The 24,669-nt window shown below is 64.1% G+C and carries 34 protein-coding genes, 1 tRNA gene and 1 pseudogene; 1 reads left to right on the top strand and 35 read right to left on the bottom strand.

Translation table 11 applies throughout. From position 1 onward, the window contains the following. Positions 1–94: 94 nt before the first annotated feature. On the bottom strand, positions 95–796 hold the full coding sequence (locus IFT87_RS09255) for a queuosine precursor transporter (protein ID WP_051916672.1): 702 nt from the start codon (positions 794–796) through the stop codon (positions 95–97). 106 nt (positions 797–902) lie between these two features. Here IFT87_RS09255 and IFT87_RS09260 point away from each other — a divergent pair. Next, positions 903–979, top strand: a tRNA-Arg gene (locus tag IFT87_RS09260). An 83-nt stretch (positions 980–1,062) separates the two neighbouring features. Here IFT87_RS09260 and IFT87_RS09265 read toward each other — a convergent pair. The 34 genes and pseudogenes from IFT87_RS09265 to IFT87_RS09430 form a co-directional block, all read right to left on the bottom strand. Next, positions 1,063–1,416 (bottom strand): annotated as a pseudogene (locus IFT87_RS09265) (c-type cytochrome); the annotation flags it as partial. A gap of 649 nt (positions 1,417–2,065) precedes the next feature. After that, positions 2,066–3,682, bottom strand: a complete 1,617-nt coding sequence (locus IFT87_RS09270) for a carboxylesterase/lipase family protein (protein ID WP_192008275.1) — start codon at positions 3,680–3,682, stop codon at positions 2,066–2,068. A 107-nt stretch (positions 3,683–3,789) separates the two neighbouring features. Next, complete coding sequence (gene guaA / locus IFT87_RS09275; protein ID WP_192008276.1) at positions 3,790–5,346, bottom strand: glutamine-hydrolyzing GMP synthase; 1,557 nt, start codon at positions 5,344–5,346, stop codon at positions 3,790–3,792. A gap of 94 nt (positions 5,347–5,440) precedes the next feature. Then, entirely contained in the window at positions 5,441–5,863 is a 423-nt protein-coding gene (gene rplQ, locus IFT87_RS09280; protein ID WP_031395235.1) for a 50S ribosomal protein L17, read from the bottom strand. A gap of 252 nt (positions 5,864–6,115) precedes the next feature. Next, the gene (locus IFT87_RS09285) at positions 6,116–7,186 is read right to left on the bottom strand and encodes a DNA-directed RNA polymerase subunit alpha (RefSeq protein WP_192008278.1); all 1,071 of its coding nucleotides are present in this window, start codon (positions 7,184–7,186) and stop codon (positions 6,116–6,118) included. Positions 7,187–7,286: 100 nt separating this feature from the next. After that, complete coding sequence (rpsK, locus tag IFT87_RS09290; RefSeq protein ID WP_031395237.1) at positions 7,287–7,676, bottom strand: 30S ribosomal protein S11; 390 nt, start codon at positions 7,674–7,676, stop codon at positions 7,287–7,289. An 84-nt stretch (positions 7,677–7,760) separates the two neighbouring features. Then, a complete protein-coding gene (rpsM, locus tag IFT87_RS09295; protein ID WP_031395238.1) occupies positions 7,761–8,129 on the bottom strand; it encodes a 30S ribosomal protein S13 in 369 nt (122 codons plus the stop codon). 215 nt (positions 8,130–8,344) lie between these two features. Then, positions 8,345–8,578 carry a hypothetical protein gene (locus tag IFT87_RS09300; protein WP_037529234.1) on the bottom strand — a complete coding sequence of 78 codons (234 nt, stop codon included), beginning with the start codon at positions 8,576–8,578 and terminating at the stop codon, positions 8,345–8,347. A gap of 49 nt (positions 8,579–8,627) precedes the next feature. Then, positions 8,628–9,971: a sensor histidine kinase gene (locus IFT87_RS09305; RefSeq protein WP_037529232.1), complete on the bottom strand. Its 1,344-nt coding sequence runs from the start codon at positions 9,969–9,971 to the stop codon at positions 8,628–8,630. Between the two features lie 6 nt (positions 9,972–9,977). Then, a complete protein-coding gene (locus IFT87_RS09310) occupies positions 9,978–10,670 on the bottom strand; it encodes a winged helix-turn-helix domain-containing protein (protein WP_192008280.1) in 693 nt (230 codons plus the stop codon). A gap of 210 nt (positions 10,671–10,880) precedes the next feature. Next, positions 10,881–11,531, bottom strand: coding sequence for an adenylate kinase (locus IFT87_RS09315; RefSeq protein ID WP_037529375.1), 651 nt, complete (start codon positions 11,529–11,531; stop codon positions 10,881–10,883). Between the two features lie 51 nt (positions 11,532–11,582). Continuing rightward, positions 11,583–12,947: a preprotein translocase subunit SecY gene (gene secY, locus IFT87_RS09320; RefSeq protein ID WP_031393745.1), complete on the bottom strand. Its 1,365-nt coding sequence runs from the start codon at positions 12,945–12,947 to the stop codon at positions 11,583–11,585. A gap of 325 nt (positions 12,948–13,272) precedes the next feature. Next, complete coding sequence (gene rplO / locus IFT87_RS09325) at positions 13,273–13,815, bottom strand: 50S ribosomal protein L15 (RefSeq protein WP_031393746.1); 543 nt, start codon at positions 13,813–13,815, stop codon at positions 13,273–13,275. Positions 13,816–13,931: 116 nt separating this feature from the next. Beyond that, entirely contained in the window at positions 13,932–14,108 is a 177-nt protein-coding gene (gene rpmD, locus IFT87_RS09330) for a 50S ribosomal protein L30 (RefSeq protein ID WP_031393747.1), read from the bottom strand. Positions 14,109–14,114: 6 nt separating this feature from the next. Further along, positions 14,115–14,906, bottom strand: coding sequence for a 30S ribosomal protein S5 (gene rpsE / locus IFT87_RS09335; protein ID WP_043156692.1), 792 nt, complete (start codon positions 14,904–14,906; stop codon positions 14,115–14,117). Between the two features lie 3 nt (positions 14,907–14,909). Next, the gene (rplR, locus tag IFT87_RS09340; RefSeq protein ID WP_031393749.1) at positions 14,910–15,266 is read right to left on the bottom strand and encodes a 50S ribosomal protein L18; all 357 of its coding nucleotides are present in this window, start codon (positions 15,264–15,266) and stop codon (positions 14,910–14,912) included. After that, a complete protein-coding gene (rplF, locus tag IFT87_RS09345; RefSeq protein ID WP_031393750.1) occupies positions 15,266–15,799 on the bottom strand; it encodes a 50S ribosomal protein L6 in 534 nt (177 codons plus the stop codon). The genes rplR and rplF overlap by 1 nt, the downstream gene beginning before the upstream one ends. Then, positions 15,799–16,194 (bottom strand): 30S ribosomal protein S8, encoded by a 396-nt coding sequence (rpsH, locus tag IFT87_RS09350; RefSeq protein WP_031393751.1) that lies wholly within the window; start codon positions 16,192–16,194, stop codon positions 15,799–15,801. The genes rplF and rpsH overlap by 1 nt, the downstream gene beginning before the upstream one ends. Before the next feature lie 10 nt (positions 16,195–16,204). Further along, positions 16,205–16,510, bottom strand: coding sequence for a 30S ribosomal protein S14 (rpsN, locus tag IFT87_RS09355; RefSeq protein ID WP_031393752.1), 306 nt, complete (start codon positions 16,508–16,510; stop codon positions 16,205–16,207). A 65-nt stretch (positions 16,511–16,575) separates the two neighbouring features. After that, positions 16,576–17,190, bottom strand: coding sequence for a 50S ribosomal protein L5 (rplE, locus tag IFT87_RS09360; protein ID WP_037529226.1), 615 nt, complete (start codon positions 17,188–17,190; stop codon positions 16,576–16,578). Beyond that, positions 17,183–17,500, bottom strand: coding sequence for a 50S ribosomal protein L24 (rplX, locus tag IFT87_RS09365; RefSeq protein WP_031393754.1), 318 nt, complete (start codon positions 17,498–17,500; stop codon positions 17,183–17,185). Before rplX ends, rplE begins: the two co-directional genes overlap by 8 nt. Continuing rightward, positions 17,500–17,868 (bottom strand): 50S ribosomal protein L14, encoded by a 369-nt coding sequence (gene rplN / locus IFT87_RS09370; protein WP_031393755.1) that lies wholly within the window; start codon positions 17,866–17,868, stop codon positions 17,500–17,502. Before rplN ends, rplX begins: the two co-directional genes overlap by 1 nt. Before the next feature lie 164 nt (positions 17,869–18,032). Next, positions 18,033–18,305 carry a 30S ribosomal protein S17 gene (gene rpsQ / locus IFT87_RS09375; protein WP_031393756.1) on the bottom strand — a complete coding sequence of 91 codons (273 nt, stop codon included), beginning with the start codon at positions 18,303–18,305 and terminating at the stop codon, positions 18,033–18,035. A gap of 10 nt (positions 18,306–18,315) precedes the next feature. Further along, positions 18,316–18,522 (bottom strand): 50S ribosomal protein L29, encoded by a 207-nt coding sequence (gene rpmC / locus IFT87_RS09380; RefSeq protein WP_192008282.1) that lies wholly within the window; start codon positions 18,520–18,522, stop codon positions 18,316–18,318. Positions 18,523–18,526: 4 nt separating this feature from the next. Continuing rightward, a complete protein-coding gene (gene rplP, locus IFT87_RS09385) occupies positions 18,527–18,961 on the bottom strand; it encodes a 50S ribosomal protein L16 (protein ID WP_031393758.1) in 435 nt (144 codons plus the stop codon). 15 nt (positions 18,962–18,976) lie between these two features. Then, complete coding sequence (gene rpsC, locus IFT87_RS09390) at positions 18,977–19,684, bottom strand: 30S ribosomal protein S3 (protein ID WP_031393759.1); 708 nt, start codon at positions 19,682–19,684, stop codon at positions 18,977–18,979. After that, positions 19,684–20,061, bottom strand: coding sequence for a 50S ribosomal protein L22 (rplV, locus tag IFT87_RS09395; protein ID WP_037529220.1), 378 nt, complete (start codon positions 20,059–20,061; stop codon positions 19,684–19,686). The genes rpsC and rplV overlap by 1 nt, the downstream gene beginning before the upstream one ends. Then, complete coding sequence (gene rpsS, locus IFT87_RS09400; protein ID WP_031393761.1) at positions 20,061–20,336, bottom strand: 30S ribosomal protein S19; 276 nt, start codon at positions 20,334–20,336, stop codon at positions 20,061–20,063. Before rpsS ends, rplV begins: the two co-directional genes overlap by 1 nt. A 1-nt stretch (position 20,337) precedes the next feature. After that, positions 20,338–21,177, bottom strand: coding sequence for a 50S ribosomal protein L2 (gene rplB, locus IFT87_RS09405; RefSeq protein ID WP_031393762.1), 840 nt, complete (start codon positions 21,175–21,177; stop codon positions 20,338–20,340). Positions 21,178–21,181: 4 nt separating this feature from the next. After that, complete coding sequence (locus IFT87_RS09410; RefSeq protein ID WP_031393763.1) at positions 21,182–21,496, bottom strand: 50S ribosomal protein L23; 315 nt, start codon at positions 21,494–21,496, stop codon at positions 21,182–21,184. Continuing rightward, positions 21,489–22,115: a 50S ribosomal protein L4 gene (rplD, locus tag IFT87_RS09415; RefSeq protein ID WP_031393764.1), complete on the bottom strand. Its 627-nt coding sequence runs from the start codon at positions 22,113–22,115 to the stop codon at positions 21,489–21,491. Before rplD ends, IFT87_RS09410 begins: the two co-directional genes overlap by 8 nt. 2 nt (positions 22,116–22,117) lie before the next feature. Next, positions 22,118–22,864, bottom strand: a complete 747-nt coding sequence (rplC, locus tag IFT87_RS09420) for a 50S ribosomal protein L3 (RefSeq protein WP_037529216.1) — start codon at positions 22,862–22,864, stop codon at positions 22,118–22,120. Between the two features lie 287 nt (positions 22,865–23,151). Then, positions 23,152–23,460: a 30S ribosomal protein S10 gene (gene rpsJ / locus IFT87_RS09425; protein WP_007406109.1), complete on the bottom strand. Its 309-nt coding sequence runs from the start codon at positions 23,458–23,460 to the stop codon at positions 23,152–23,154. A 178-nt stretch (positions 23,461–23,638) separates the two neighbouring features. After that, the gene (locus IFT87_RS09430; protein ID WP_192008283.1) at positions 23,639–24,397 is read right to left on the bottom strand and encodes a hypothetical protein; all 759 of its coding nucleotides are present in this window, start codon (positions 24,395–24,397) and stop codon (positions 23,639–23,641) included. Positions 24,398–24,669 lie beyond the last annotated feature (272 nt).

Below are 24,669 nucleotides of genomic sequence, written 5' to 3' on the forward strand. Positions count from 1 at the left end.
TGCCATGAGCGAAGTCGAAGGGCCTGAGACCCAGGTGCTTCGACTTCGCCCAGCACGAACGGGTGGGGGCGGAAGCGGATCGCATGCGACAGGCTCAAACCCGCGTCCGGAACGGCGAGAAGTCCGTCCCCTCGTCATACACATCGACCCCCTCGCGCCGCTTGAGCCACCCCACCGCGACATAGGTTAGCGGCGTCAGCAGCACCTCCCACGACACCTTCAGCGCGAACTGGCTGACCATCACCATCAGCATCGCCTCGACCGGCCAGTCGGGCGCGCCGTAAAAGGCCAGTGGATAGAAGATCAGGCTGTCGAACGCCTGCCCTACCACCGTGCTGCCGATCGTCCGCGTCCACAGCATGCGCCCCTTGGTCCAGATCTTCATCCGCGCGAGCACGAAGCTGTTGGCAAATTCGCCCACCCAGAACGCACAGATCGAGGCCAGCACGATCCGCGGCACCTGTCCGAACACCGACTCATACGCCGCCTGCCCCGTCCACCCCGCGTCCGGCGGCAGCGCGACGACGACCGTCGACATGAACACCATGAAGAGCATCGCGCCGAACCCGGCCCAGATACAGCGGCGCGCCCGCGCATAGCCGTAGACTTCGGTCAGCACGTCGCCGATCACATAGCTGACCGGGAAGAACAGGATCCCCGCGCCGAATGGCCAGGCACCGATGAACGGCAGGTCGATCACCGCCCGCTTGCCCGCGCCGATCACATTCGACAGCAGCAGGATGGTGACGAACGCCGCCATCACGAAATCGAAATAGCGGAACTGTTCGCTGCGCATGGCAGTGGCCGCCACGGGTTCGGGCGCGTCGTGATCCACGATATTCATCACGTCGTTATGATGACGGTTCCAAGCTCGTGCAATGCACGCTAATCGGAACGCGTGCGCGCCCGTAGCTCAGTTGGATAGAGCAAGGAGCTTCTACCTCCTCGGTCGGGGGTTCGACTCCCTCCGGGCGCGCCAATTTCCCAACGGTCTCGGCGATAGGTCGCGAGATAGGCGATCACGTCGGCGCGCTGCTGCGCATCGGACAGACCGGCAAAGCGCATCGTCGTCCCCGGCACCAGGCCCTGCGGTGCCCGAAGCCACGCATCGAGCCGCGCCGCATCCCAGCGCCCGCCCATTGCCTGCAACGCCGCGGTATAGGCAAATCGCGGCCGGCGTTGCGCGACCGGGCCGTCAACCAGGTCGTAGAGATTGGGACCGTCGGTATCGGGGGCGTCCGCACCAATCGTGTGGCAGGCCTTGCACTGAACGAACACGCGCGCACCCGCCACGGGGTCGCCCGTCAGCGTCCCGACCACCACGCGGCGTTCCACAGCGGCGGCATCCCGGCCATCGCCCGTCTGCTGGCATGCGCCGACGAGCATCAGCCCCAGTGTCACCCCGATCCTCCGCATGCCTTCGCTCCGATACCACCGGCCCGTCCGAACGGCCGCGTCCCCCGCCTAGCGCAGATTTTCGGGCGAAACGAGGCAGCGGCGTGACGAGCGGTGCTGTCAAGTTTTGCCGCCGGTGCTAGCTTGTCGTCAGCGACGCAGTGCCGATACGGCATCGCGTCCTCGGCGCCCTGCCCGGATACGAGAGTGTCGCACGGACGGGCGGGGCGCCCCGTTCATTTTCAATTCACGACTGCTTGGCATAAGCCATGGGCAGAGGCGTTGCCGAGTATCGCGTAACCTTCAGCGCCCCGCCAGTTTTCAGTCACACGGGCCGGCGGGGCGCGCAGCACCATCCCTCCCCGCTTGGTCGGCATCGTTCGGTGCAGACCACACACAGCGCAATCGGGATCGCCGAATCGCAATTCGATCTCCAGGTTTGTCCCGCAATCGGTCGGCACAACTTCCTTTCAAAAGTCTTGATACATCGCGGCATTCCGCCCATATCCGATCTGTCCGACGCGCTTCCCCAAGACAGCAGCGTCGGCGCTGGACTGCGGCCCGCACGAGTTATCCCCTTTTCTCGAGCGGGCCGATTCCTACTGAAATCGACAGAAGACGCGGACGCCAGACGCTCGAACTATGTGTGCAAGCGGCTGCGTGGCGTGCCTCAGCGCCGTTCGGGGCCTGCTGCCACGGCGTCGGCGGCCCCCTGTACCGCATCCAGCCGGGCCTTGAGCGGATCCACGCCGTTGATCGCGCTCGCATCGGCCTGCAGCAGCTGCACGGCGCCCCGGCGTGCGTCGAAGGCCGGCCAGCGCGGTAGTCCCGGCGCGTTGGGATCGCCCTTCCGCACGAAATTGACGACATAGCGGTTGGCGAGCTGCGCGGCGCGGGCATCCTGCGGGGTCAGTGCCGCGCCGTATTTCGCGGCAACCGTGTCGAAGAAATACGGGATGTCCGTGGCATGCGGCGCGCCCGACCAGTCCTTGCGCATCGATTGTGCGACATAGCCGAAGCGATAGAGATAGGCTGGCTGCCCCGCGCGCTGCGTCTCCTGCGCGACGAGCCGCGCGGGTTCGTGCATCAGGCGGTCGCGTCCTACCTCGGGACCGACCGCGGCAAGCTCCTGCGTGCCCGCGGGATCATAGGCGGCGCGGGCGGCGTCGGCCTGCGCACCGAAGCTGGCGAACAGCCCCTCCTTGGACGTCTCGCCAAAGCCCGCGATATCCGCGTCGGTGGTCCCGACCATCATCGGTACCGCCATCGCGGTCCCTCGCCGCATCGCTCCGTCCGTCGTGCCGACCACGATGCGGCCATCGACGATCGGTCCGCCCGCATAGGTCGGCACATCCACCGGGCCCCGATAGGCAAGGTTCAACTCGCCGCGCACCTGATCGGCGGGCAAGGCGCGAAGCGCCGCGAGCGTTTCCGCATCAGACCGTCCCGCAATGCCCTGGGTCGTCGCAAAGTTGACGCCGATCGTCTCGGCCGAAGGCCTGCCGCCCGCCTCACCGCGAAGCGGCACGCCACCGATCAATGTGCGCCCGCCGCCCGACATCACGATCGCCCGCGCGAACAGGCCCTTTGCCATTGGCGATGCCATCAGGTTCAACACCGAGGCGCCCCCTGCCGATTCACCCATCAGCGTGACCTGCGCCGGATCGCCCCCGAATTTCGCGATGTTCGCCCGCACCCATTGCAATGCCGCGATCTGGTCGAGCAGCGCATAGTTGCCGAGCGGTCCCTCGTTCGCCGCGCTCAGCGCGGGGTGCGCGAAAAAGCCGAACCGTCCGAGCCGGTAGTTGAAGCTGACGAACACGACGTCCTGCCGTGCGAACGCCGACCCGTCATATACCGCAGGTGACGATCCGCCATTCACGAACCCGCCGCCATAGATCCAGACCAGCACGGGTTTCGGCGCCGCTGACGCCGCCGGACGCCAGACGTTGAGGACGAGACAATCCTCCGCCGGCGTCGTGCCGAGCGGCGCCGCATCGCTCGGAAAGGGCAGTTGCATGCAGTCATGCCCGAAACGGTCCGCCGCGCGCACGCCCGACCATGTCTGCACCGGCTGCGGCGCCCGCCAGCGCAAGGGGCCGACCGGCGGCGCTGCAAAGGGTATGCCCTTGAAGACCGCGACGCCTGCGCCCGTCGTGCCGGTCACCGAACCGCCCTCGACCTGGACCGCGGGCGTCACGCCCTGCGCCGCACCTGTGCCCGGGACCATCGCGGCAACACACGCCATCGCGATCGCCAGCGTCGTCGACGCCCTCTGCATGCTCATCACCGCTCTCCCCCGGTCCTGCTTGTCTACGAGGGGATGGAACACCCGCGCCCATCCTGCAATCGGGGAAACCGCTCAGGCGCAGAGGCGCACGCCACCCATGGGGCTCACTCCCACTCGATCGTGCCGGGCGGCTTCGACGTATAGTCGTAGGTGACGCGGTTGATGCCCTTGACCTCGTTGATGATCCGGGTCGCCACGCGCGGCAGGAAGTCGCCGGGGAACTGGAACGCCTGCGCGGTCATCCCGTCGGTCGACGTCACTGCGCGCAGGGCGAGGACGTTGTCGTAAGTGCGGCCGTCGCCCATCACGCCGACACTGCGCACGGGCAGCAGCACCGCGAACGCCTGCCAGATCGTGTCGTAGAGCCCCGCCGCGCGGATCTCCTCGAGGTAGATCGCATCCGCCTTGCGCAGGATGTCACAGCGTTCCTTGGTGACTTCGCCGGGGATGCGGATCGCGAGGCCGGGTCCGGGGAACGGATGACGGCCGACGAAGATCTCCGGCAGGCCCAACTCGCGACCAAGCGCGCGGACCTCGTCCTTGAACAGTTCGCGCAAGGGCTCGACGAGCTTCATGTTCATCCGCTCGGGCAGACCGCCGACATTATGGTGGCTCTTGATCGTTACCGACGGCCCGCCGGTGAAGCTGACGCTCTCGATCACGTCGGGATAGAGCGTACCCTGAGCCAGGAACTCCGCCCCGCCCAGTTTCTTCGCCTCGGCATCGAACACGTCGATGAAGGTCTTGCCGATGAACTTGCGCTTCAGCTCGGGGTCGGTGATGCCCGCGAGACCGCTGAGGAACAGCTCCTCGACGTTCACATGGATCAGTGGGATGTTGTAGGCGCCGCGGAACAGGCTGACGACCTGCTCGCTCTCGCCCGCGCGCATCAGGCCGTGATCGACATAGACGCAGGTGAGCTGCTCGCCGATCGCCTCGTGGATCAGCACCGCCGCGACCGCCGAATCGACGCCGCCCGACAGACCGCAGATGACTCGGCCGCTGCCGACCTGCGCGCGGATCTCGGCGATCTTGGTCTCGCGGAACTCGGCCATTGTCCAGTCGCCGCTGAGACCGCAGACGTGCCGCGCGAAGTTCGCGATCAGCTTGCCGCCATCGGGCGTGTGGACGACCTCGGGATGGAACTGCACGCCGTAGAAGCGCCGCGCCTCGTCCGCGACGATCGCATAGGGGGCACCGGTCGATACCGCGACGGGGATAAAGCCCGGCGGGATCGCGTCGACCTTGTCGCCATGGCTCATCCATACCTGGTGCCGCTCGCCCTCGGCCCACAGCCCGTCGAACAGCGCGCAAGGCGACTTCACCTCGACGAACGCGCTGCCGAATTCGCCGCCGTCACCCGAGACGATCACGTTGCCGCCGAGCTGCGCGGACATGACCTGCTGGCCGTAACAGATGCCGAGGATCGGGATCCCCGCCTCGAAGAAATGCTGCGGCACCCGGGGGCTGTTCTCGGTCGTGACCGAGGCGGGGCCACCCGACAGGATGATCCCCTTTGGCTGCATCCGCTCGAACGCGGCCGCGGCGGACTGGAAGGGGGCGATCTCGCTATAGACGCCCGCCTCGCGCACGCGGCGGGCGATCAGCTGGGTTACCTGGCTGCCGAAATCGACGATGAGAATGCTGTCTGGGTGCTCCATGTCGGGCGCATAGCCGGATGGGACCCGTAACGAAAGAGGCCGCGCCTCCCGGATGGGAAACGCGGCCTGCAATTCGACTAACGAGAGGCGGGGATTATGCCGCTTCGTTGTAATCCTCGTCCGACATCACCGGACCCGAATCCTGGCCCTTCGCCGAGACGTCGCGGTCGACGAACTCGATGACGGCCATCGGCGAGGCGTCCGACATGCGGATGCCGGCCTTGATGACGCGGGTGTAGCCGCCGTTGCGATCCGCATAGCGGGTCGCCAGAACGTCGAACAGCTTCACCAGCTGGGCATCGTCGAGCAGCTTGCCGTGCGCGAGACGACGGTTGGACAGGCCACCCTTCTTCGCGAGCGTGATCAGCTTCTCGATGTAAGGACGCAGTTCCTTTGCCTTGGCGACGGTGGTGGTGATCTGCTCGTGCTTGATGAGCGCGGCGCTCATGTTGCGGAACAGAGCAAGACGGTGGGCCGAGGTCCGCTGAAGCTTACGGCCGCCTACGCGATGGCGCATGTTTAATACCTTTTCGTTCGTTCAGGGGCCGTATGAGGTACCCGGGAGCTGGTCGCCGTTAAGGCCGGCGACCGTTGCCTTCGTAAAGACGGCAAGGACGGGTTCCGTCAATCACGAAACCCGCACCTTGCCCACTTTGTCTTCAGCCGGGTGGCGACCCGGCAAAGCCGTGTCGTCGAACGGGTCGGTCGAAACCGACCCGCCGGCCGGGCTGTCTGGTCTCCGGTGCAGCATGGCTGCCCCGGTGCCAGATCAGCCCATGATTTCCTGCTCGAGCTTCTTGGCCATCTCTTCGATGTTCTCAGGCGGCCAGCCCGGGATTTCCATGCCCAGGCGAAGACCCATCGACGACAGCACTTCCTTGATCTCGTTCAAGGACTTGCGGCCGAAGTTAGGCGTGCGCAGCATCTCGGCTTCGGTCTTGCCGACCAGATCGCCGATATAGATGATGTTGTCGTTCTTGAGGCAGTTCGCCGAACGCACCGACAGCTCGAGCTCGTCGACCTTCTTGAGAAGGTAACGGTTGATCTGCTGCGTGTCGCCTGCGGGCTCCGAACCACCGGCAGCGGGTGCTGCCTGGCCGATCGGGGCCGACGAACGGGTGACAGACGAATCGTCGAAGTGCACGAACAGCGCGAGCTGGTCCTGGAGAATGCGACCGGCATAGCCGACTGCGTCTTCCGGGGTGATCGTGCCGTCGGTTTCGATCGTCAGCGTCAGCTTGTCGTAATCCAAGTCCTGACCGACGCGGGTCGGGTCGACCTTGTACGACACCTGACGTACCGGCGAGTAGAGCGCATCGACCGGGATCAGACCGATCGGCGCGTCGGCCGGGCGGTTTGCGGTCGCGGGCACGTAACCCTTACCGATGTCGGCGGTCAGCTCCATGTTGAGCGTCGCACCCTCATCGAGGTGGCAGATCACGAGATCCTTGTTCATGATCTCGATGTCGCCCGAGACGGCGATGTCGCCGGCCTTGACTTCACCCGGACCCGTTGCCGAGAGCTGGAGGCGCTTGGGCCCCTCGCCCTGCATGCGGATCGCGATCTGCTTCACGTTGAGGACGATGTCGGTCACGTCCTCGCGGACGCCGGCCAGAGACGAGAACTCATGCAGCACGTTCTCGATCTTGATCGAGGTCACGGCCGCGCCCTGCAGCGACGAAAGCAACACGCGACGCAGCGCGTTGCCGAGCGTCAGGCCGAAGCCACGCTCGAGCGGCTCGGCGATGAAGGTCGCCTTGCGCTTGGTGTCGCCACCGGCCTTTTTCTCCAGGCCGCTGGGCTTCTTGAGTTCCTGCCAGTTCTTTGCGTTGACAGACACTTGCTTCCCCTAATTTGGGGGCCGGCGGACAGGACGTCCACCGGCCATGAATATGCACCCGTGCCGCGCGATCAACCGCGCACGGGCAACGTCGGAGAAATCAGACGCGACGACGCTTCGAAGGACGAACGCCGTTGTGCGGGATCGAGGTCACGTCGCGGATCGACGTGATCTGGAAACCGACTGCCTGCAGCGCGCGCAGTGCCGACTCGCGGCCCGAACCGGGCCCCTTCACTTCGACTTCGATCGTCCGGACGCCGTGCTCGGCGGCCTTCTTGCCGGCGTCTTCCGCTGCGACCTGCGCCGCGTACGGAGTCGACTTGCGCGAGCCCTTAAAGCCCATTGCGCCAGCCGACGACCACGAGATCGCGTTGCCCTGGGCATCGGTGATCGTGATCATGGTGTTGTTGAAGCTGGCATTCACGTGTGCGACGCCAGAGGTGATGTTCTTGCGCTCGCGCCGCTTAATGCGCTGAGGTTCGCGTGCCATGGTGTATTTCCTGACCTGTATCTGCGTGACGCCGGGCGGTCCCTCGGGACCAGCGCCGGCGGAGTAATCCGGGGTTGAGTCGGATTACTTCTTCTTGCCGGCGATCGGCTTAGCCTTGCCCTTGCGGGTGCGCGCATTGGTGTGCGTGCGCTGGCCGCGGACCGGCAGGCCCTTACGGTGACGAAGACCACGATAGCAGGCGAGATCCATCAGGCGCTTGATGTTCATCGACACCTGGCGACGCAGATCGCCTTCGACGGTGTAGTCGGCGTCGATCGCCTCACGGATGTGCAGCACTTCCTGGTCGGTCAGGTCCTGGACACGCGCGGTGTCGGCAATGCCGAGCTTCGCGACGATTTCCTTGGCCTTGGTCGAACCGATGCCGTGAATATAGGTCAGCGCGATCACCACGCGCTTGTTGGTCGGGATATTAACACCCGCGATACGTGCCATGAACTTGGTTCTCCTGCTCCACGAGGTCCGGCATGGCTGCACGGCCCTCATCTCCTAGCGATGATCCGAAACGCACGATAACGGCGAACGCAAAAGAGCGCCGCCGGGAACCGTCGTATCGGGGAGGTCGAATTAGGCGCGCGCTAACGAACTGTCAAGCCGCGGGTTCCGCCGCCCGCGTGGTGCGCCCCCGCGATGCGCGCCGTGCAACCGCGTCAGGGCCGGGGCTCGGCCACCCGTCGCAGCACGATCCAGCGCCGCAGCGCGACGACGAACCAGATCAGCTCGACCAGCCCGAACGGCCATGCCCCCTGCAGGAAGCCATAAGCCGATCCGAACAGGCACCCCACCGCGAAGCCGAACGTCCACCAGTGCGATCCCGATTCCCTGGCATAGCACAGCAGGGTGAAGGAGACTGCGGCAAGCCCGAAAAGCGAAAGTGCGTCCATCGCCAATCCCTTGGCGCGTCCGGCCGCACAAAGCCATCCCCGCTCGCAGTCAGACTGGCAGGACGATCCGCGCAACGAGGCCGGGCGCATTGTCCCCCAGTTCGAACCGCCCGTCATGCAGCCGCGCGACCGCCTCGACCAGCGCCATGCCCAGCCCCGCCCCCGGGGTAGTGCGTGCGCTGTCGAGCCGCCCGAACCGCTTGAGCGCCTGCGCGTGGTCCGCCACCGCGATTCCGGGCCCGCGATCCTCGACCTGGATCGCGACGCCGTCACCGCGCTCGAGCAGGCGAAGCGTCACCGTGCCGCCGCTGGCCCCGTGCCGCAGCGCGTTGTCGATCATGTTGGTGATCGCCTGGCTTAGCAGTTCGCGGTGCAACGCCATGGCCGGTGGCCGATCGTCGATCGCCACGTCGAAGCTCAGGCCGGCATCCTCGGCGACCGGGGCATAGAGCTCACCGATCTCCTCGAGCAGATTCGCAGGCGACACCTGGATGAACCGGTCGCGCGACACCGATCCCGACCGGCTGATCTCGATCACCATCGTCAACATCCGCATGACCAGGTCGGTCTCGGTCAGCAACCCGCCCAATGCCACTTCACGCGCGTCGGGGTCCGCGATCAGCACCGCCTGCTCGGTCTTGGTCCGCAACCGTGCCAGCGGCGAGCGCAGGTCGTGCGCCAGGCTGTCGGTCACGACGCGCAGCTCGGCCATCACCCCCTCAAGCTTGCTGAGCATGACGTTCAGCCGCGCGGCCAGCCGGTCGAACGCGTCACCGCCACCCGCGACCACGGCCACCCGGCGTGACAAGTCCCCCTCGCCCGCGGCCTCGACTACGCTCGCTATCCCGTCGAGACGCCGACCGACATAGCGCGCGAGAACGAGTCCTCCGACGATGCCGAGCGCGAGCGACAGCGTGATGGCGAAGGCCAGCGCGCGCTCCATCGCACGTTCCTCCGCCGCGATCAGGTCGAGGTTGCGGCCGGTCAGCAGCCATTGCCGGCCGATCGGATACAGCGCGTACCCCGTCTCGCGCGCGTTCCACAACGCGTCGTCGCCAAGCCGGGCGATCCTGAAGCGGGTCATCCGCAGCGGCACGGTCAGCCGCGCAGGCGCGACTCCCTGGACGGTTCGTCCGTCCGCGTCGACGAGCGCGAGTACCAGCGAGACGTCGCCGGGGCTGACCGCCTCGTCGATCGCTTGGCGCAGTTCGGGAATACCGCCGACCTGCCAGACGGTGCGCAGCGCATCAGACTGTTCGGTGGTCTCGCGCCGGATCGCATCGATCGCATCGGCGCTGGTCTGTTTCCAGACGAAGCCGATCAGCGCGAGATTGGACACCAGCGACAGCATGATCGCGAGCAGCGCGATCCGCGCGGTGACCGACAGGCGCATCGCGGTTCAGCCCTCCATGGCGAGCCGGTATCCTGCCCCGCGTACCGTATGGAGGATCGGCGTCGGAAACCCGTCCTCGAGCTTGCGCCGCAACCGCCCGATATGAACGTCGACGACGTTCGATCCTGGATCAAAGTGATAGTTCCAGATCTTTTCGAGCATCATCGTCCGCGTCACGACCTGCCCCGCATGCCGGGCGAGGAATTCGAGCAGGTTGAATTCACGCGCACCCAGCGGGATGGTGTGCCCGCCGCGCGACACGACGCGCGAAAGCAGGTCGATCTCGAGATCGCCGACCGACAGCTTGGTTTTTTGCGGGTCGCTCGCCAGCCGGTCCGACCGGCGCACCAGCGCCTCGACACGCGCCGACAGTTCCGCGAACGAGAAGGGCTTGCACAGATAGTCGTCGGCCCCGGCCTTCAGCCCGTCGACGCGGTGGTCGACCGCCGCGAGCGCGGAGAGGATGAGAACCGGGGTGACGATGCCGGCCGCGCGGACCGCGCTGACCATGGCGAGGCCGTCGAGCCCCGGCAGCATCCGGTCGGCGATGATGAGGTCGAAGATCCCCTCGCTGGCAAGAAACAGTCCGTCACGCCCATCGCCACAGGTCTCGACGGCGTAGCCCGCTTCGGTCAGTCCTTTTGCGAGATAGCTCGCGGTGGACACATCATCTTCGACTATCAGGATCTTGCGGTTCACGGCGTCATCGCTTTCCCCTGTCCCATAACGGAAAGGCCGGCGGAAATCACTTCCCGCCGGCCCCCACGGTACCCCCGGGAGTGACGGGCACCGATCTTTGGAAACTCGCGCCGCTCTTTCGGGCGACACGTGTCTCTTAGGATCGGGCACTCGACAGGGGGATGACCCGAACATGACAAACCTGTCATGTTCGGGCCGGTGATCGTCCAATCAGCGGTCGTCGAGGATCGCTGCGATCGCGACGCCGACATGGCCGATGTCCGCCATCCCGTCGACGCGGCGTACAAGCCCGCGCGCATCGTAGATCGGCAGGATCGGCGCGGTCTTGGCGCGATATTCGGCCATCCGCGTCTTGACGGTTTCGGCATTGTCGTCGGGACGGCGCTTGAACTCGGTCGAGCCGCACACGTCGCAGACCCCGGCAACCGCCGGCTGCTTGAACCGATCGTGATAGCCGGCGCCGCAGTTGGCACAGGTATACCGGCCGACCACGCGGTCGATCAGTGCGGCTTCGTCGACACCGAGCTCGATCACGTAATCGAGCGTACGGCCCCGGGCTGCAAGCAGCCCGTCGAGCGCCTCGGCCTGGGCCGCGGTGCGCGGATAGCCGTCGAAGATCACGCCGTTTGCGGTATCGGGCTGGTCGAGCCGCTCACCGATGATGCCCGACACGATGTCGTCGCTGACCAGGCCCCCGGCGGCCATCACGGCTTTCGCCTGAAGGCCGACGGGCGATTCCGCTGCGACCGCAGCGCGCAGCATGTCGCCGGTGGACAGTTGGACCATGCCGCGTTCGGCCACGAGCGTCGCGGCCTGCGTGCCCTTGCCCGCGCCTGGCGGGCCAAGAAGGATGATATTCACGAAACGCACTCCCCTCGTTCGTGCAGGATTATAAACCGGTAACCCCGCAACTTAGCGAAGTCGACCGCCCTTCAGCTTCGCCTTCTTGATCAGGTCGCCATATTGATGCGCGAGCAGATGGCTCTGGATCTGTGTCACCGTATCCATCGTCACGTTGACGACGATCAGCAGGCTGGTGCCGCCGAGATAGAAGGGGATCGACAGCGCCGTGACCAGATATTCGGGCAGCAGGCAGATGATCGTCAGATAGGCGGCACCGATGACGGTGATGCGCGTCAGTACGTAATCGAAATAGTTCTCGGTGTTCTTGCCCGGACGGATGCCGGGGATGAACCCGCCATGCCGCTTCAGATTGTCCGCCGTCTCTTCGGGATTGAAGACGATCGCGGTGTAGAAGAACGAGAAGAAGATGATGCCGGCACCGTAGAGCAGCATGTACACGGGGCTGCCGTGCTGCAGATACTGGTTGAGGGTGATGATGAAATCGCCCCACTGCGACTCACCCGCGACGCGCTGTCCGGCGAACTGCGAGATCGTCAGCGGCATCAGCAGCAGCGACGAGGCGAAGATCGGCGGGATGACGCCCGCGGTGTTGATCTTCAGCGGCAGATGGCTGCGATCGGCCTGCATCCCGCGCTGCGTCTGGCGCTTGGGATACTGGATCAGGATGCGACGCTGCGCGCGCTCCATGAAGCAGATGAACAGGACGAGGAGGACGACCGCGACGATGATGCCGATCAGCTTGATCGGGTCGAGGCTGCCCGAACGGCCGCCCTCGAGCAAGTTCACCAGGGTCGTCGGCAGATGCGCGACGATGCCCGCCATGATGATCAGCGAGACGCCGTTGCCGATGCCGCGGCTGGTGATCTGCTCACCGAGCCACATCAGGAACATCGTGCCGCCGATCAGCGAGATGACCGCCGCGATGCGGAAGGTCATGCCCGGCTCGATCACCGCGGCGATGCCCTGGTTCGCGCCGAGCGTCTCGAGCCCGACGGCGATGAAATAGCCCTGCACCGCGGTCAGGCCGACCGTGCCGTAGCGGGTATACTGGTTCAGCCGCTTGCGGCCTGATTCGCCGTCCTTCTTGATCGCGGCAAGCGTGGGGCTCAGCGAGGTCGCGAGCTGCACCACGATCGAGGCGGTGATGTAGGGCATCACGCCGAGCGCGATCAGCGACATGCGGCTGAGCGAGCCACCCGAGAAGGTGTTGAAGAAGTCGAGCACGCCGCCCTGTGTCTGCTGCGACAACAGGCCCAGCGCGGTCGGGTCGACACCCGGCAACGGAACATAGCTGAGCAGGCGGAAGACGATCAGGGCGCCGATCGTGAACCACAACCGCTTCTTGAGATCGGTCGCCTTGGCGAATTTGGACAGGCTGACGCTTTGCGCCATCTGGTCGGCTGCGGATGCCATACGTGTGATCGTCCTGGAAACAAAGAAGGCGGGAAGCGTTGTGACCGCCCCCGCCGCTCATATAGGCGCAGGAGCGCGCTTGTCTAATGCCTAGGTGCGTTATGCGAGCCCGAGGGGCGCTCGGTCGCCCCCTGCCCCGTTCGTCCTGCGCGAAGTCGAAGGACGTTGCCCCAGGTGACGTACCCTTCGACTACGCTCAGGGCGAACGGAGGAAGGGTGGTCCTGAAAAACGGGCGGGTCGAAAGCGGGCGACAGGAAGCCGCCAGGTCAGGCATATAAAAAAAAGGGGCCGGCGCTCTCGCACCCGCCCCCTTTCTCGTCCGGCTCAGGCCTTGAACGACGCCTTGTGCGCCGCACGCTCCTTGTACTTCACGCCCTTCTTGGCGGCAGCCTTCTCGGCTGCGGGGACGAAGTGGATCACCTCGACCTTGCCGCCGATCTTCTCGACCGCCTCGATCGCGCCCTTCGACGCGCCGTCGACGGTGAACGAGAGGACCGTGGTCAGCTCGCCCTTGGCGAGGAGGCGGACGCCGTCCTTGCCACCGCGTGCGAGGCCAGCGGCCTTGAGCGCGTTGTGGTCGAGCGTGGCGTTCGCCTCGATCTTGCCGGCATCAACCGCGAGCTGGATCGCGCCGAGGTTGACCTCTGCGAAGTCCTTGCGGAAGATGTTGTTGAAGCCGCGCTTAGGCAGACGCATGTGGAGCGGCATCTGGCCGCCTTCGAAGCCGGCGATGGACACGCCCTCACGGCTCTTCTGGCCCTTCTGGCCGCGGCCGCCGGTCTTGCCCTTGCCCGAGCCGATGCCGCGTCCGACGCGCATCTTGGACTTACGGGCACCTTCGTTATCGCGGAGTTCGTTGAGCTTCATGGTAATGCACTCGCTTTCGCTTGTTACGCGCTGGTTGAAAAACCGGGTTGGATTCTGGAATAAGAAAGGGGGCCGTTAGCCCCCTTTCCCGTATTTGTCACGTGGGTCGTGAAGGCTCAGCCTTCGACCGACACCATGTGCTGCACCTTGCGGATCATGCCGCGGACCTCTGGGCTGTCTTCCAGCTCGCGGGTCTTGTGCATCTTGTTCAGACCGAGACCGACCAGCGTTGCGCGCTGGTCCTTCTCGCGGCGGATCGGCGACCCGGTCTGCGTGATCTTGATGGTAGCCATGATCGCTTACTCCGTGATCGCAGCTGCATCGGCCTCGGCGGTCTTCGAACCACCATGGCCGAGCAGGTCGGCGATCTTCTTGCCGCGACGCTGTGCGACGGCCTTGGGCGAGGTCTGCTCGCCAAGGGCTTCGAACGTTGCGCGGATCATGTTGTAGGGGTTCGACGTGCCGACCGACTTGGTCACGACGTCTGCGACACCCAGCGACTCGAAGACGGCGCGCATCGGGCCACCGGCGATGATGCCCGTACCCTGAGGCGCCGACCGCAGCGTGACCTTGCCGGCACCGAAGTGACCGTTGCCGTCATGATGCAGCGTGCGACCGTCCTTGAGCGGAACGCGAACCATCTTCTTCTTGGCAGCTGCCGTCGCCTTCGAAATGGCTTCCGGCACTTCGCGTGCCTTGCCATGACCGAAGCCTGCACGGCCCTTGCCGTCGCCGACGACGACGAGTGCTGCAAAGCCGAAGCGCTTGCCGCCCTTGACCGTCTTCGAGACGCGGTTGATGTGCACCAGCTTCTCGATCAGCTCTTCGCCGCCATCGTCCGAACCCGGACGACCGCCACGATTGTCACGACCGCCACGACCGCCATCGCGACCACCACGGTTGCCACCGGGGCCACCGCCACGGTTGCCGCCGGGGCCACCACGACCGCCACCGCCGCCGCCACCCGGACGACCACGGCCACCGCCGCTGTTGCCCTGGTATCCGGTGCTCTGGGGCACGTTCTGAGCCGTGACGTCCTGTGCGGTCGTCTCGGGTGCGATTACCGCTGGCGTGTTGTTTTCGTCAGCCATGTCTTAGAACTCCAATCCGGCTTCGCGCGCGGCATCGGCAAGAGCCTTCACGCGACCGTGGTAGAGGAAGCCGCCGCGATCGAACACGACCTGGGTCACGCCCGCTGCCTTGGCAGCCTCGGCGACGCGCTTGCCGACCGAAGTCGCCGCGTCGATGTTGGCGCCGGACGTGCCGCGCACGTCCTTCTCCAGCGTCGAGGCCGAAGCGACCGTCGTGCCGGCGGCATCGTCGATCACCTGGGCATAGATGTGCTTGCCCGAGCGATGCACGGACAGGCGAGGGCGGGTGCCCGCGCGTGCGCGCAGCGCGGTACGGTTGCGGCGACGCCGCTTGGCGAAAAGAGAAAGTCCCTTGGTCATTACTTCTTCTTCCCTTCCTTGCGGAAGATGAACTCGCCGTCGTACTTGATGCCCTTGCCCTTGTACGGCTCGGGCTTGCGCCACTGACGAATCTCCGCGGCCAGCTGGCCAACCATCTGCTTGTCCGAACCCGAGATCTCGATCGTCGTGTTGTCCGGCGTCTTCACCTCGATGCCCTCGGGCACGTCGATGTTGACGTCATGGCTGTAGCCGAGCTGCAGCTTGAGGTTGCGACCCTGGGCTGCGGCACGATAGCCGACGCCGCTGATCAGCAGCTTCTTGGTGAAGCCTTCCGACACGCCGGTGACCAGGTTCTGCACCATGGTCCGCTGCATGCCCCAGAACGCGCGAGCGCGCTTGGTGTCGTTGGCCGGCTGCACCGAAATGCCGCCGTCTTCGATCGTGTAGCTGATCTCGTCGCGCAGCGGCATCTTCAGGGTCCCCTTGGGGCCCTTCATCGTCAGCTGCTTGCCCTCGATCGTCGGCGTGATGCCCGCCGGTACGGTGACCGGCTTCTTACCAATACGGCTCATCAGAACACCTCCGCGAGGACTTCGCCGCCGACGTTCTGCTCACGTGCTTCGGAATCCGAAAGCACGCCGCGGGGCGTCGAGACGATGGTGATGCCGAGGCCGTTGCGGACGCGGGGAAGTTCCTGCGAACCGGAATAGACGCGACGGCCGGGCTTCGAGACGCGCGCGACATGCTTGATCGCAGGTTGGCCCTCGAAATACTTCAGCTCGATGCGAAGGCCGGCCGCGGGGCCCATCTGCTCTTCGCTATAGCCACGGATATAACCTTCACGCTGCAGAACGTCGAGCACGCGGACGCGCAGCTTCGACGCCGGAGTCAGGACGGAGTCCTTCTTCGCGCGCTGGCCATTACGGATACGGGTGAGCAAATCACCCAGGGGATCGGTCACTGCCATGATGTAGTCCTTACCAGCTCGACTTCGTGACGCCGGGGATCAGGCCCTTGTTGGCCAGATCGCGCAGCTGAATACGGCAGAGCCGGAACTTGCGGTAATATGCGCGCGGGCGACCGGTCAGCTCGCACCGGTTACGGATGCGGGTCGGGTTCGCGTTGCGCGGGATTGCCGCCATCTTGAGGCGAGCGATCAGACGCTCACCATCGTCGAGCGTCTTGTCCGCTGCGATTGCCTTCAGTGCCGCGTACTTCGGGGCATACTGCTTGACCATGCGCTTGCGGCGCTCGTTCTTGTTGACTGAACTCAGTTTCGCCATCGACTTAAGTTCTTTCTTTCCTGAAGCGCCGCCCGTGACACGAGGTCAAGGGCGGCGGTTGGTAGTTAAGCTGCCTTCTTCTCGTCGGCAGCGTCGTCTTCGATCGGGAACGGGAAGCCGAAGAGACGGAGAAGCTCGCGAGCCTCGTCGTCGGTCTTGGCGGTCGTCGTCACGATCACATCCATGCCGCGGACCTTGTCGACCCGGTCATAGCTGATTTCTGGGAACACGATCTGCTCCTTGATACCGCAGGCATAGTTGCCACGGCCATCGAAGCTCTTCGGGTTGAGACCGCGGAAATCGCGGACGCGGGGAAGAGCGATCGTGATGAAACGGTCAAGAAACTCGTACATGCGCTCGCGGCGAAGGGTAACCTTCACGCCGATCGGCATGCCCTCACGCAGCTTGAACTGCGCGATCGACTTCTTGGCCTTGGTCACAACGGGCTTCTGGCCGGCGATCAGCTCCATTTCCTGAGCTGCCTGGTCGACCTTCTTCTTGTCCTGCGTCGCCTCGCCGACACCCATGTTCAGCACGATCTTGTCGATCCGGGGGATCTCCATGACGTTCTTGTAGCCGAACTTTTCGGTCATCGCCTTGATGATCGTCTCATCATACATCTTCCGCATGCGCGGCGTGTAGGCGGCCTCGGCGCCAGCGGCGGTGTTCTGATCAACCATTGATCTTCTCCCCGGTCTTGACGGCGACACGGACCTTCTTGCCATCCTGCTCCTCGAAGCGGACGCGGGTCGGCTTGCCGTCTGCGGTCACGTGCGCGACCTTCGAGACGTGCATCGGCGCTTCCTTGCGGACCAGGCCACCCTGCGGGTCACCCTGGGTCGGCTTGGTGTGGCGCACGGCGATGTTCACGCCCGAGACGACGACCTTGTCGGTCTTCGGCATCGACATCGTGACTTCGCCGGTCTTGCCCTTGTCCTTGCCGGACAGGATGATGACCTTGTCACCCTTCTTGATACGCTGGCTCGCCATTACAGCACCTCCGGCGCAAGGCTGATGATCTTCATGTGCTTCTTGCCACGCAGCTCGCGAACGACTGGGCCGAAGATACGGGTGCCGATCGGCTCCTCGTTCTTGTTGACCAGCACCGCGGCGTTGCCGTCGAAGCGGATGACCGTACCGTCTGCACGGCGGATATCCTTGGCGGTACGCACGATCACCGCGCGGTGAACGTCGCCCTTCTTCACACGGCCCCGTGGCTGCGCTTCCTTGATGCTAACGACGATGATGTCGCCAACGCCTGCAACACGACGCTTGGAACCCCCAAGCACCTTGATGCACTGCACCCGCTTCGCGCCGCTGTTGTCAGCGACGTCGAGATTGGACTGCATCTGGATCATGGATCCGTATCCCTTCTCTGTCTCTGGGGTCGATACCGACCGAACCCCGCCTAAAAAATCACCCCGCCGCGGACGAATCCGCAGCGGGGAGGAGCGGCCGCTTAGCCGTTCCCGTTTACGAAAACAAGAGCGCAGGGAGTTGCCCCCCTGCCCTCATGTTTGATTCAGCCCTCGGCCGAAGCCCGCTCCGGCGTCGCGTGGGTGTTGACCCGCTCGATCACCTTCCAGGTCTTCAGCTTGGAGATCGGTGCGGTCTCTTCGATCCGCACGGTCTCGCCCTGCTTGAACTCGTTGCTCTCGTCATGAGCATGATACTTCTTCGAGCGACGGATGATCTTCCCGTAGAGCGGGTGCTTCACCTTACGCTCGACGTTCACGACCACCGTCTTGTCGCCCTTGTCGGACACGACCAGACCGGTCAGCACGCGCTTCGGCATGATGTGTTCCTTACTTCGCGGCGTCAGCGCTGGTGCGCTGAGCCTGCAGGGTCTTGATGCGAGCGATGTCGCGGCGGACCTCACGAACGCGGCTCGGCTTTTCGAGCTGGTTCGTGGCGGCCTGGAAGCGCAGGTTGAACTGCTCGCGCTTCAGTTCACCAAGCGACTCCGACAGCTGGTCGTCGCTCTTGGCCTTAATGTCGTCGATACGAGCCATGATCTTACTCGCCTCCCAGATGCGAGGTGTCGCCCAGGCGGGCAACGACCTTTACCTTGATCGGCAGCTTCATGGCCGCCCGCTCGAATGCCTCGGCGGCGATCTTGCCGTCGACGCCGTCGAGCTCGAACAGGATCCGACCCGGCTTGACGCGAGCGGCCCAATATTCCGGCGCGCCCTTGCCCTTACCCATGCGAACTTCGGCTGGCTTTCCCGAGACCGGAAGGTCTGGGAAAATGCGGATCCACAAACGCCCCTGGCGCTTCATGTGACGCGTGATCGCGCGGCGGGCCGCCTCGATCTGGCGTGCGGTGATCCGGTCGGGCTCCATGGCCTTCAGGCCGTAGGAGCCGAAATTGAGCGAGAAGCCACTCTTGGCGTCGCCCGAAATCTTGCCCTTGAAGGCCTTCCGGAACTTGGTCTTTTTTGGTTGCAGCATGTCTGTTCCTGCCCCTTAGCGACGATCGTCGCGCTGCGGCCGCACGCCGGAGGTCTGAGCCTCCATCATGATGCGGTCGTACGACGTCGGATCGTTGCCGAGAATCTCGCCCTTGAAGACCCAGACCTTCACGCCGCAAACGCCGTAAGACGTGTGCGCCGTAGCCTCGGCATAATCGATGTTCGCGCGCAGCGTGTGCAACGGAACCCGACCCTCACGATAGCTCTCCGACCGTGCGATCTCGGCGCCGCCAAGACGGCCGCCGCAGTTCACGCGGATGCCTTCGGCACCGAGACGCATCGCCGACTGAACCGCACGCTTCATGGCGCGACGGAAGGCGATACGACGCTCGAGCTGATCGGCGATGCCCTGTGCAACGAGACGCGCATCGACTTCCGGCTTGCGGATCTCGACGATGTTCAGCGACACGGTCGACGACGTCATCTTGCCGATCGTCGAACGCAGCTTCTCGATGTCCGCACCCTTCTTGCCGATGATCACGCCGGGGCGTGCAGCGAAGATGGAGATGCGGGCCAGCTTGGCCGGACGCTCGATCACAACCTTGGAGATCGCAGCCTGCGGCAGCGTCTTCATGATATATGCGCGGATCTTGAGATCCTCGAGCAGGAGCCGACCATAGTCGGCGCCTTCGGCGTACCAGCGGCTATCCCAGGTACGGTTGATCTGCAGACGCAGACCGATGGGGTTGCTCTTCTGACCCATTATGCTTCTTCCTGCTCGCGCACGACGATGCGCAGACGGCTGAATGGCTTGAGGATGCGGGTCGACTTGCCGCGGCCGCGGGTCGCGAAGCGCTTCATCGTGATCGACTTGCCAACCGATGCCTCGGCGACGACCAGCGAGTCGACGTCGAGGTTGTGGTTGTTCTCCGCATTGGCGATGGCCGAGGCCAACACCTTGCGGGCTTCGATCGCCATGCCCTTGGTCGAGAAGGCGAGGATGTTCATCGCATCGCCGACCTTCTTGCCACGGATGAGCGCAGCGACGAGGCCGAGCTTCTGTGCGGAACCGCGGATCTGCGTACCGACCGAAAGCGCCTCGTTGTCCGCGACCTTGCGCGGGCTGACTTGCTTAGACATCAGCGCTTGCCCTTCTTGTCGGCGGAGTGGCCGGGGAAGTAGCGCGTGGGCGCGAACTCGCCCAGCTTCATCCCGACCATGTCCTCGTTGACCGAGACCGGCACGAACTTGCGGCCGTTATAGACGTTGAACGTGAGGCCCACGAACGACGGCAGGATCGTCGAGCGACGCGACCAGGTCTTGATCGGCGAACGCGCGTTGGTGTCCTGGGCGGTTTCTGCCTTCTTGAGCAGATGAAGGTCCACGAACGGACCCTTCCAGACTGAACGAGCCATGTTAGCCCTTCCTCTTCGTCGAATGACGCGACCGGATGATCATCTTGTCGGTCGATTTGTTGTGACGCGTGCGCGCACCCTTCGTCGGCTTGCCCCACGGCGTGACCGGATGACGGCCACCCGAGGTGCGGCCTTCACCACCGCCGTGCGGATGGTCGACCGGGTTCTTGGCGACGCCGCGCGTCAGCGGACGAATACCAAGCCAGCGCGAACGCCCTGCCTTGCCCAGGTTCTGGTTCTGATTGTCGGGGTTCGAAACCGCGCCAACCGTCGCCATGCAATCGCTGCGGATGTAGCGCTGCTCGCCCGAGTTCAGGCGGACCATCACCATGCCCTTGTCGCGACCGACGACCTGCACATACGTGCCGGCCGAACGGGCGATCTGGCCACCCTTCATCGGCTTCATCTCCACGTTGTGGACGATGGTGCCGACCGGCATCTGACCGAGTTCCATGGCATTGCCTGGCTTCACGTCGGTCTTCTTGGCCGCGAGGACCTTGTCGCCAACGGCCAGACGCTGCGGCGCCAGGATGTAGGCGAGCTCTTCGTCCGGGTACTTGACCAGGGCGATGAACGCGGTGCGGTTGGGATCATACTCGATCCGCTCGACAGTGCCTTCGACGTCCCACTTGCGACGCTTGAAGTCGATGTAGCGGTACTTCTGCTTGTGACCGCCGGCGATGCCGCGCGAGGTCACATGACCCTTGTTGTTACGACCGCCGGTCTTGTGCTTGCCTTCGGTCAGCGCCTTGACGGGCTTGCCCTTCCAGAGCGACGACTTGTCGACCAGGATGAGACCGCGGCGTGCCGGCGATGTCGGATTATAATGCTTGAGTGCCATGGCCTCAGATCCCCGTCGTCACGTCGATGGACTGACCGTCCTTCAACGTCACGATTGCCTTTTTCATGTCGGAGCGCGAGTAGTTCGTGCCCTTCCACTTCTTGGTCTTGCCCTTCTGGACGAGCGTGTTCACGCCGACGACGTTCACGTCGAACAGCGCCTCTACGGCCGCCTTGATCTCGGGCTTCGTGGCGTCGTTGGACACCTTGAACACCACCGCGTTGTGCTCCGACAGAGTCGTCGTCTTCTCGGTGATGTGCGGGGCCAGGATAACGTCGTAATGACGATTATCGATGCCCGCCTTCTGCTTCTTAGCCATGGAAGCGCGCCTCCAGCTTTTCGACAGCGGCGCGCGTCAGCACCAGCGTGTCATGCTTCAGGATGTCGTAAACGTTGGCGCCGGCTGCCGGCATCACGTTCACTTCGTACAGGTTGCCCGCAGCGAATGCGAAGCTGGTGTCGACCATGTCGCCGTCGATGACGAGCGCACGCTTGCCGAAGCCGAGCTTGGCGAGATCGCCCTGCAGCGTCTTGGTCTTGCCACCCTCGACAGCCAGGCTGTCCATGATGACCAGCGAACCCGCCTTAGCGTGGCTGCTGAGCGCCATGCGCAGACCGAGCGCGCGAACCTTCTTGTTCAGCGACGGGTTGAAGTCACGGACGCGAGCGCCGTGAGCCTTACCACCACCGATGAACACGGGTGCGCGGCGATCGCCGTGACGTGCGGTACCGCCGCCCTTCTGGCGACCGAACTTCTTGCCGGTGCGAGCGACGTCTGCACGCTCACGGGTGCCACGAGCCGTCTCGCGACGCTTCTCGAGCTGCCAGGTGACCACACGGTGCAGGATGTCGGCGCGCGGATCGAGACCGAAGATCTCGTCGTTGAGCTCGATGTCCGCGCCCTCGGTGCCGGCGAAAGATGAAAGCTTGATCTTCACGCTCAGCCCTCCTGGCCGTCGGCTGCAGGTGCGTCGGTCGTTTCGGCCGGCGTGTCTGCTGCGGTGTTGCTGTTGGCGGTCCTGAGACCGGCGGGGAACGGTGCGTCGGCGTGGCGCGCGACCTTGACCGAGTCCTTGACGAAGAGCCAGCCGCCCTTGGAGCCAGGAACCGAACCCTTGACGAACAGGAGACCACGCTCGACGTCCGTCGATACGATCTCGAGGTTCTGCTGGGTGCGATACTTGTCGCCCATGTGGCCGGCCATCTTCTTGTTCTTGAAGACCTTGCCCGGATCCTGGCGCTGACCGGTCGAACCGAGCGAACGGTGCGAGACCGACACGCCGTGGGTTGCCCGCAGACCGCCGAAGCCCCAACGCTTCATGCCGCCCTGGAAGCCCTTACCCTGGGTCTTGCCCTGGATATCGACGATCTGGCCTGCGACATAATGGTCGGCCGAGATCTCGGCGCCAACGTCGAGCAGGCCGTCTGCGTTCACACGGAACTCATGGACGACAGCCTTGGGCTCCACTTCGGCCTTGCCGAAATGGCCGCGCTGCGGCTTTGCGACATTCTTCGACTTGGCAACGCCTGCACCAAGCTGGACGGCGGTGTAGCCGTCACGATCCATTTCGCGAACGGAAATGACCTGATTGCCTTCAAGTGCCAGAACGGTGACCGGCACATGCCGACCATCTTCCTGGAACAGGCGGGTCATCCCCATCTTCTTCGCGATCACGCCAGTACGCATGATCTTGTCCCTTCCTAGACAGAGGCCCCGTCGGACTATTCCTCGGGGGCTTGCGGACCATGTCCGGAGCAAGCTCCATGATGCATCCACCTGACCCCATCCCCGGCAAAAGCCCTGAATGGAGTCGGATCAACCCGGTAAATACGAAACGCGCCCCGTCCCGGGCTGGTGTTCCTGCGAAAGCAGGAACGTGACGGGGGACGCTGCCCCGTCAGTTTGCACCGACGGCGGTATCCCAATGTCGAACGGCGCGGGACCGTTACCGGTCGACCGCGCCGCGCTCGCCCTTAGGCGAGCTTGATCTCGACGTCAACGCCAGCGGCGAGGTCCAGCTTCATCAGCGCATCGACCGTCTGCGGCGTCGGCTGGACGATATCCAGCATACGCTTGTACGTGCGCACCTCGAACTGCTCGCGCGACTTCTTGTCGATGTGCGGGCCGCGGTTCACGGTGAATTTTTCGATGCGCGTCGGAAGGGGAATCGGACCGCGGATGAGCGCGCCGGTGCGGCGTGCGGTGTCGGCGATGTCGCCAGTGGCCTGATCGAGCACACGGTGATCGAACGCCTTCAGACGAATGCGGATATTGCTGTCCATAGTCCCTACCGATGCGAAAGAGCGGGCCCGTTTCCGGGCTCTTGCTGGTTGATGTTTAAACCGAAGGCGGGCCATTACGGGAGAGTCGGGTGAAATGCAACCGGGGGGCCTCGGTTTTTCCGCAGCATGCTGCCGTCTCTGATGGCAGTCGCAGCGCATTTCGCATCAGGCTAAACACCTAAGGCGACACCTTAGAACGATCCAACGGCATCGATCGGAACACGGTCAAATCGGCTACGGCAACGTCTTTTGAGAATTCCAAGTGCCACGCCCCGAAGTAGACCTTCACGGCGCCACCATAAAGAATCAATAGAGAAGCCCCCTTCTCAACTCCCTCCGCAACCAAATCGATGATGCTTTCCAGCAAAACATCGAGCATGACCGCGTAGGGCGTCACCTTGTCATGCTCTTCTCTCGTCAGCTCGTGTGTCATACGAGCACCGTCCGTTGCAATCGGTGTCGGCATTAATTGATAGAGTGCCTCATGCCGACTTTTATATTCCTGCATAGCAAAGCGGATTGAGTCATAGCGCGCGATCGCATCTTGAAGCTCCATCAACAATTCTGGCGCTCTCGCTTTCAGCAAAAGGCCGACCTCTTCCTGGTTCAAATCGGCGGTGGGCTTGCTCGGTATTCCGAGTGGACCCACGCGTGCAAATTTCCGCCCCTGAAACCTGACGTCGACATCAGCCTCCAGGCTCTCCTTCAGATGTTTTGCGATAGTCGCGGTATCGTTGAAAGTTTGAAGAGCGTTCCAACCGACCGATTCTGCAACGCGCTTTTCTCGATCGTTAAGGTCTGCGACCCGCTGCCGGTGAACGACCCAGTAGCCCATAAGGGCAGTAACGACCGCCCCGAGAGACATGGTGCCCGCGAACCAATCGGCCCAGCTGCCTGCATCAAGCGATAGCCCTAGCGCCGTGTAGTCATGCTCCATAGGCAGGGCCCCCAGTCTGCGAATATCGTTCCGCATCTATGTCACAAGCAGCAACAATCCTAGAAATGAACTGACGACCTGGTTTGGACATCGCACTGTTCGGCCTTGGTCAAGGGATAACTGCCGGGCTCGTCGTCCGCCTAGTGGCAGATCTCGCAACAACGTGCGCAAGCATGAGGCAAATATTGCAGCTAGCCGGATTTCCAACTTTAGCACGTCCAAACACGAAAAAGCCCGGCCTCTCTCGCGAGAAGCCGGGCTCTTTTCGATCA

Origin of the sequence: Sphingomonas sp. CFBP 8765, from assembly GCF_014841445.1 — a bacterium.
Classification (GTDB): domain Bacteria; phylum Pseudomonadota; class Alphaproteobacteria; order Sphingomonadales; family Sphingomonadaceae; genus Sphingomonas; species Sphingomonas aerolata.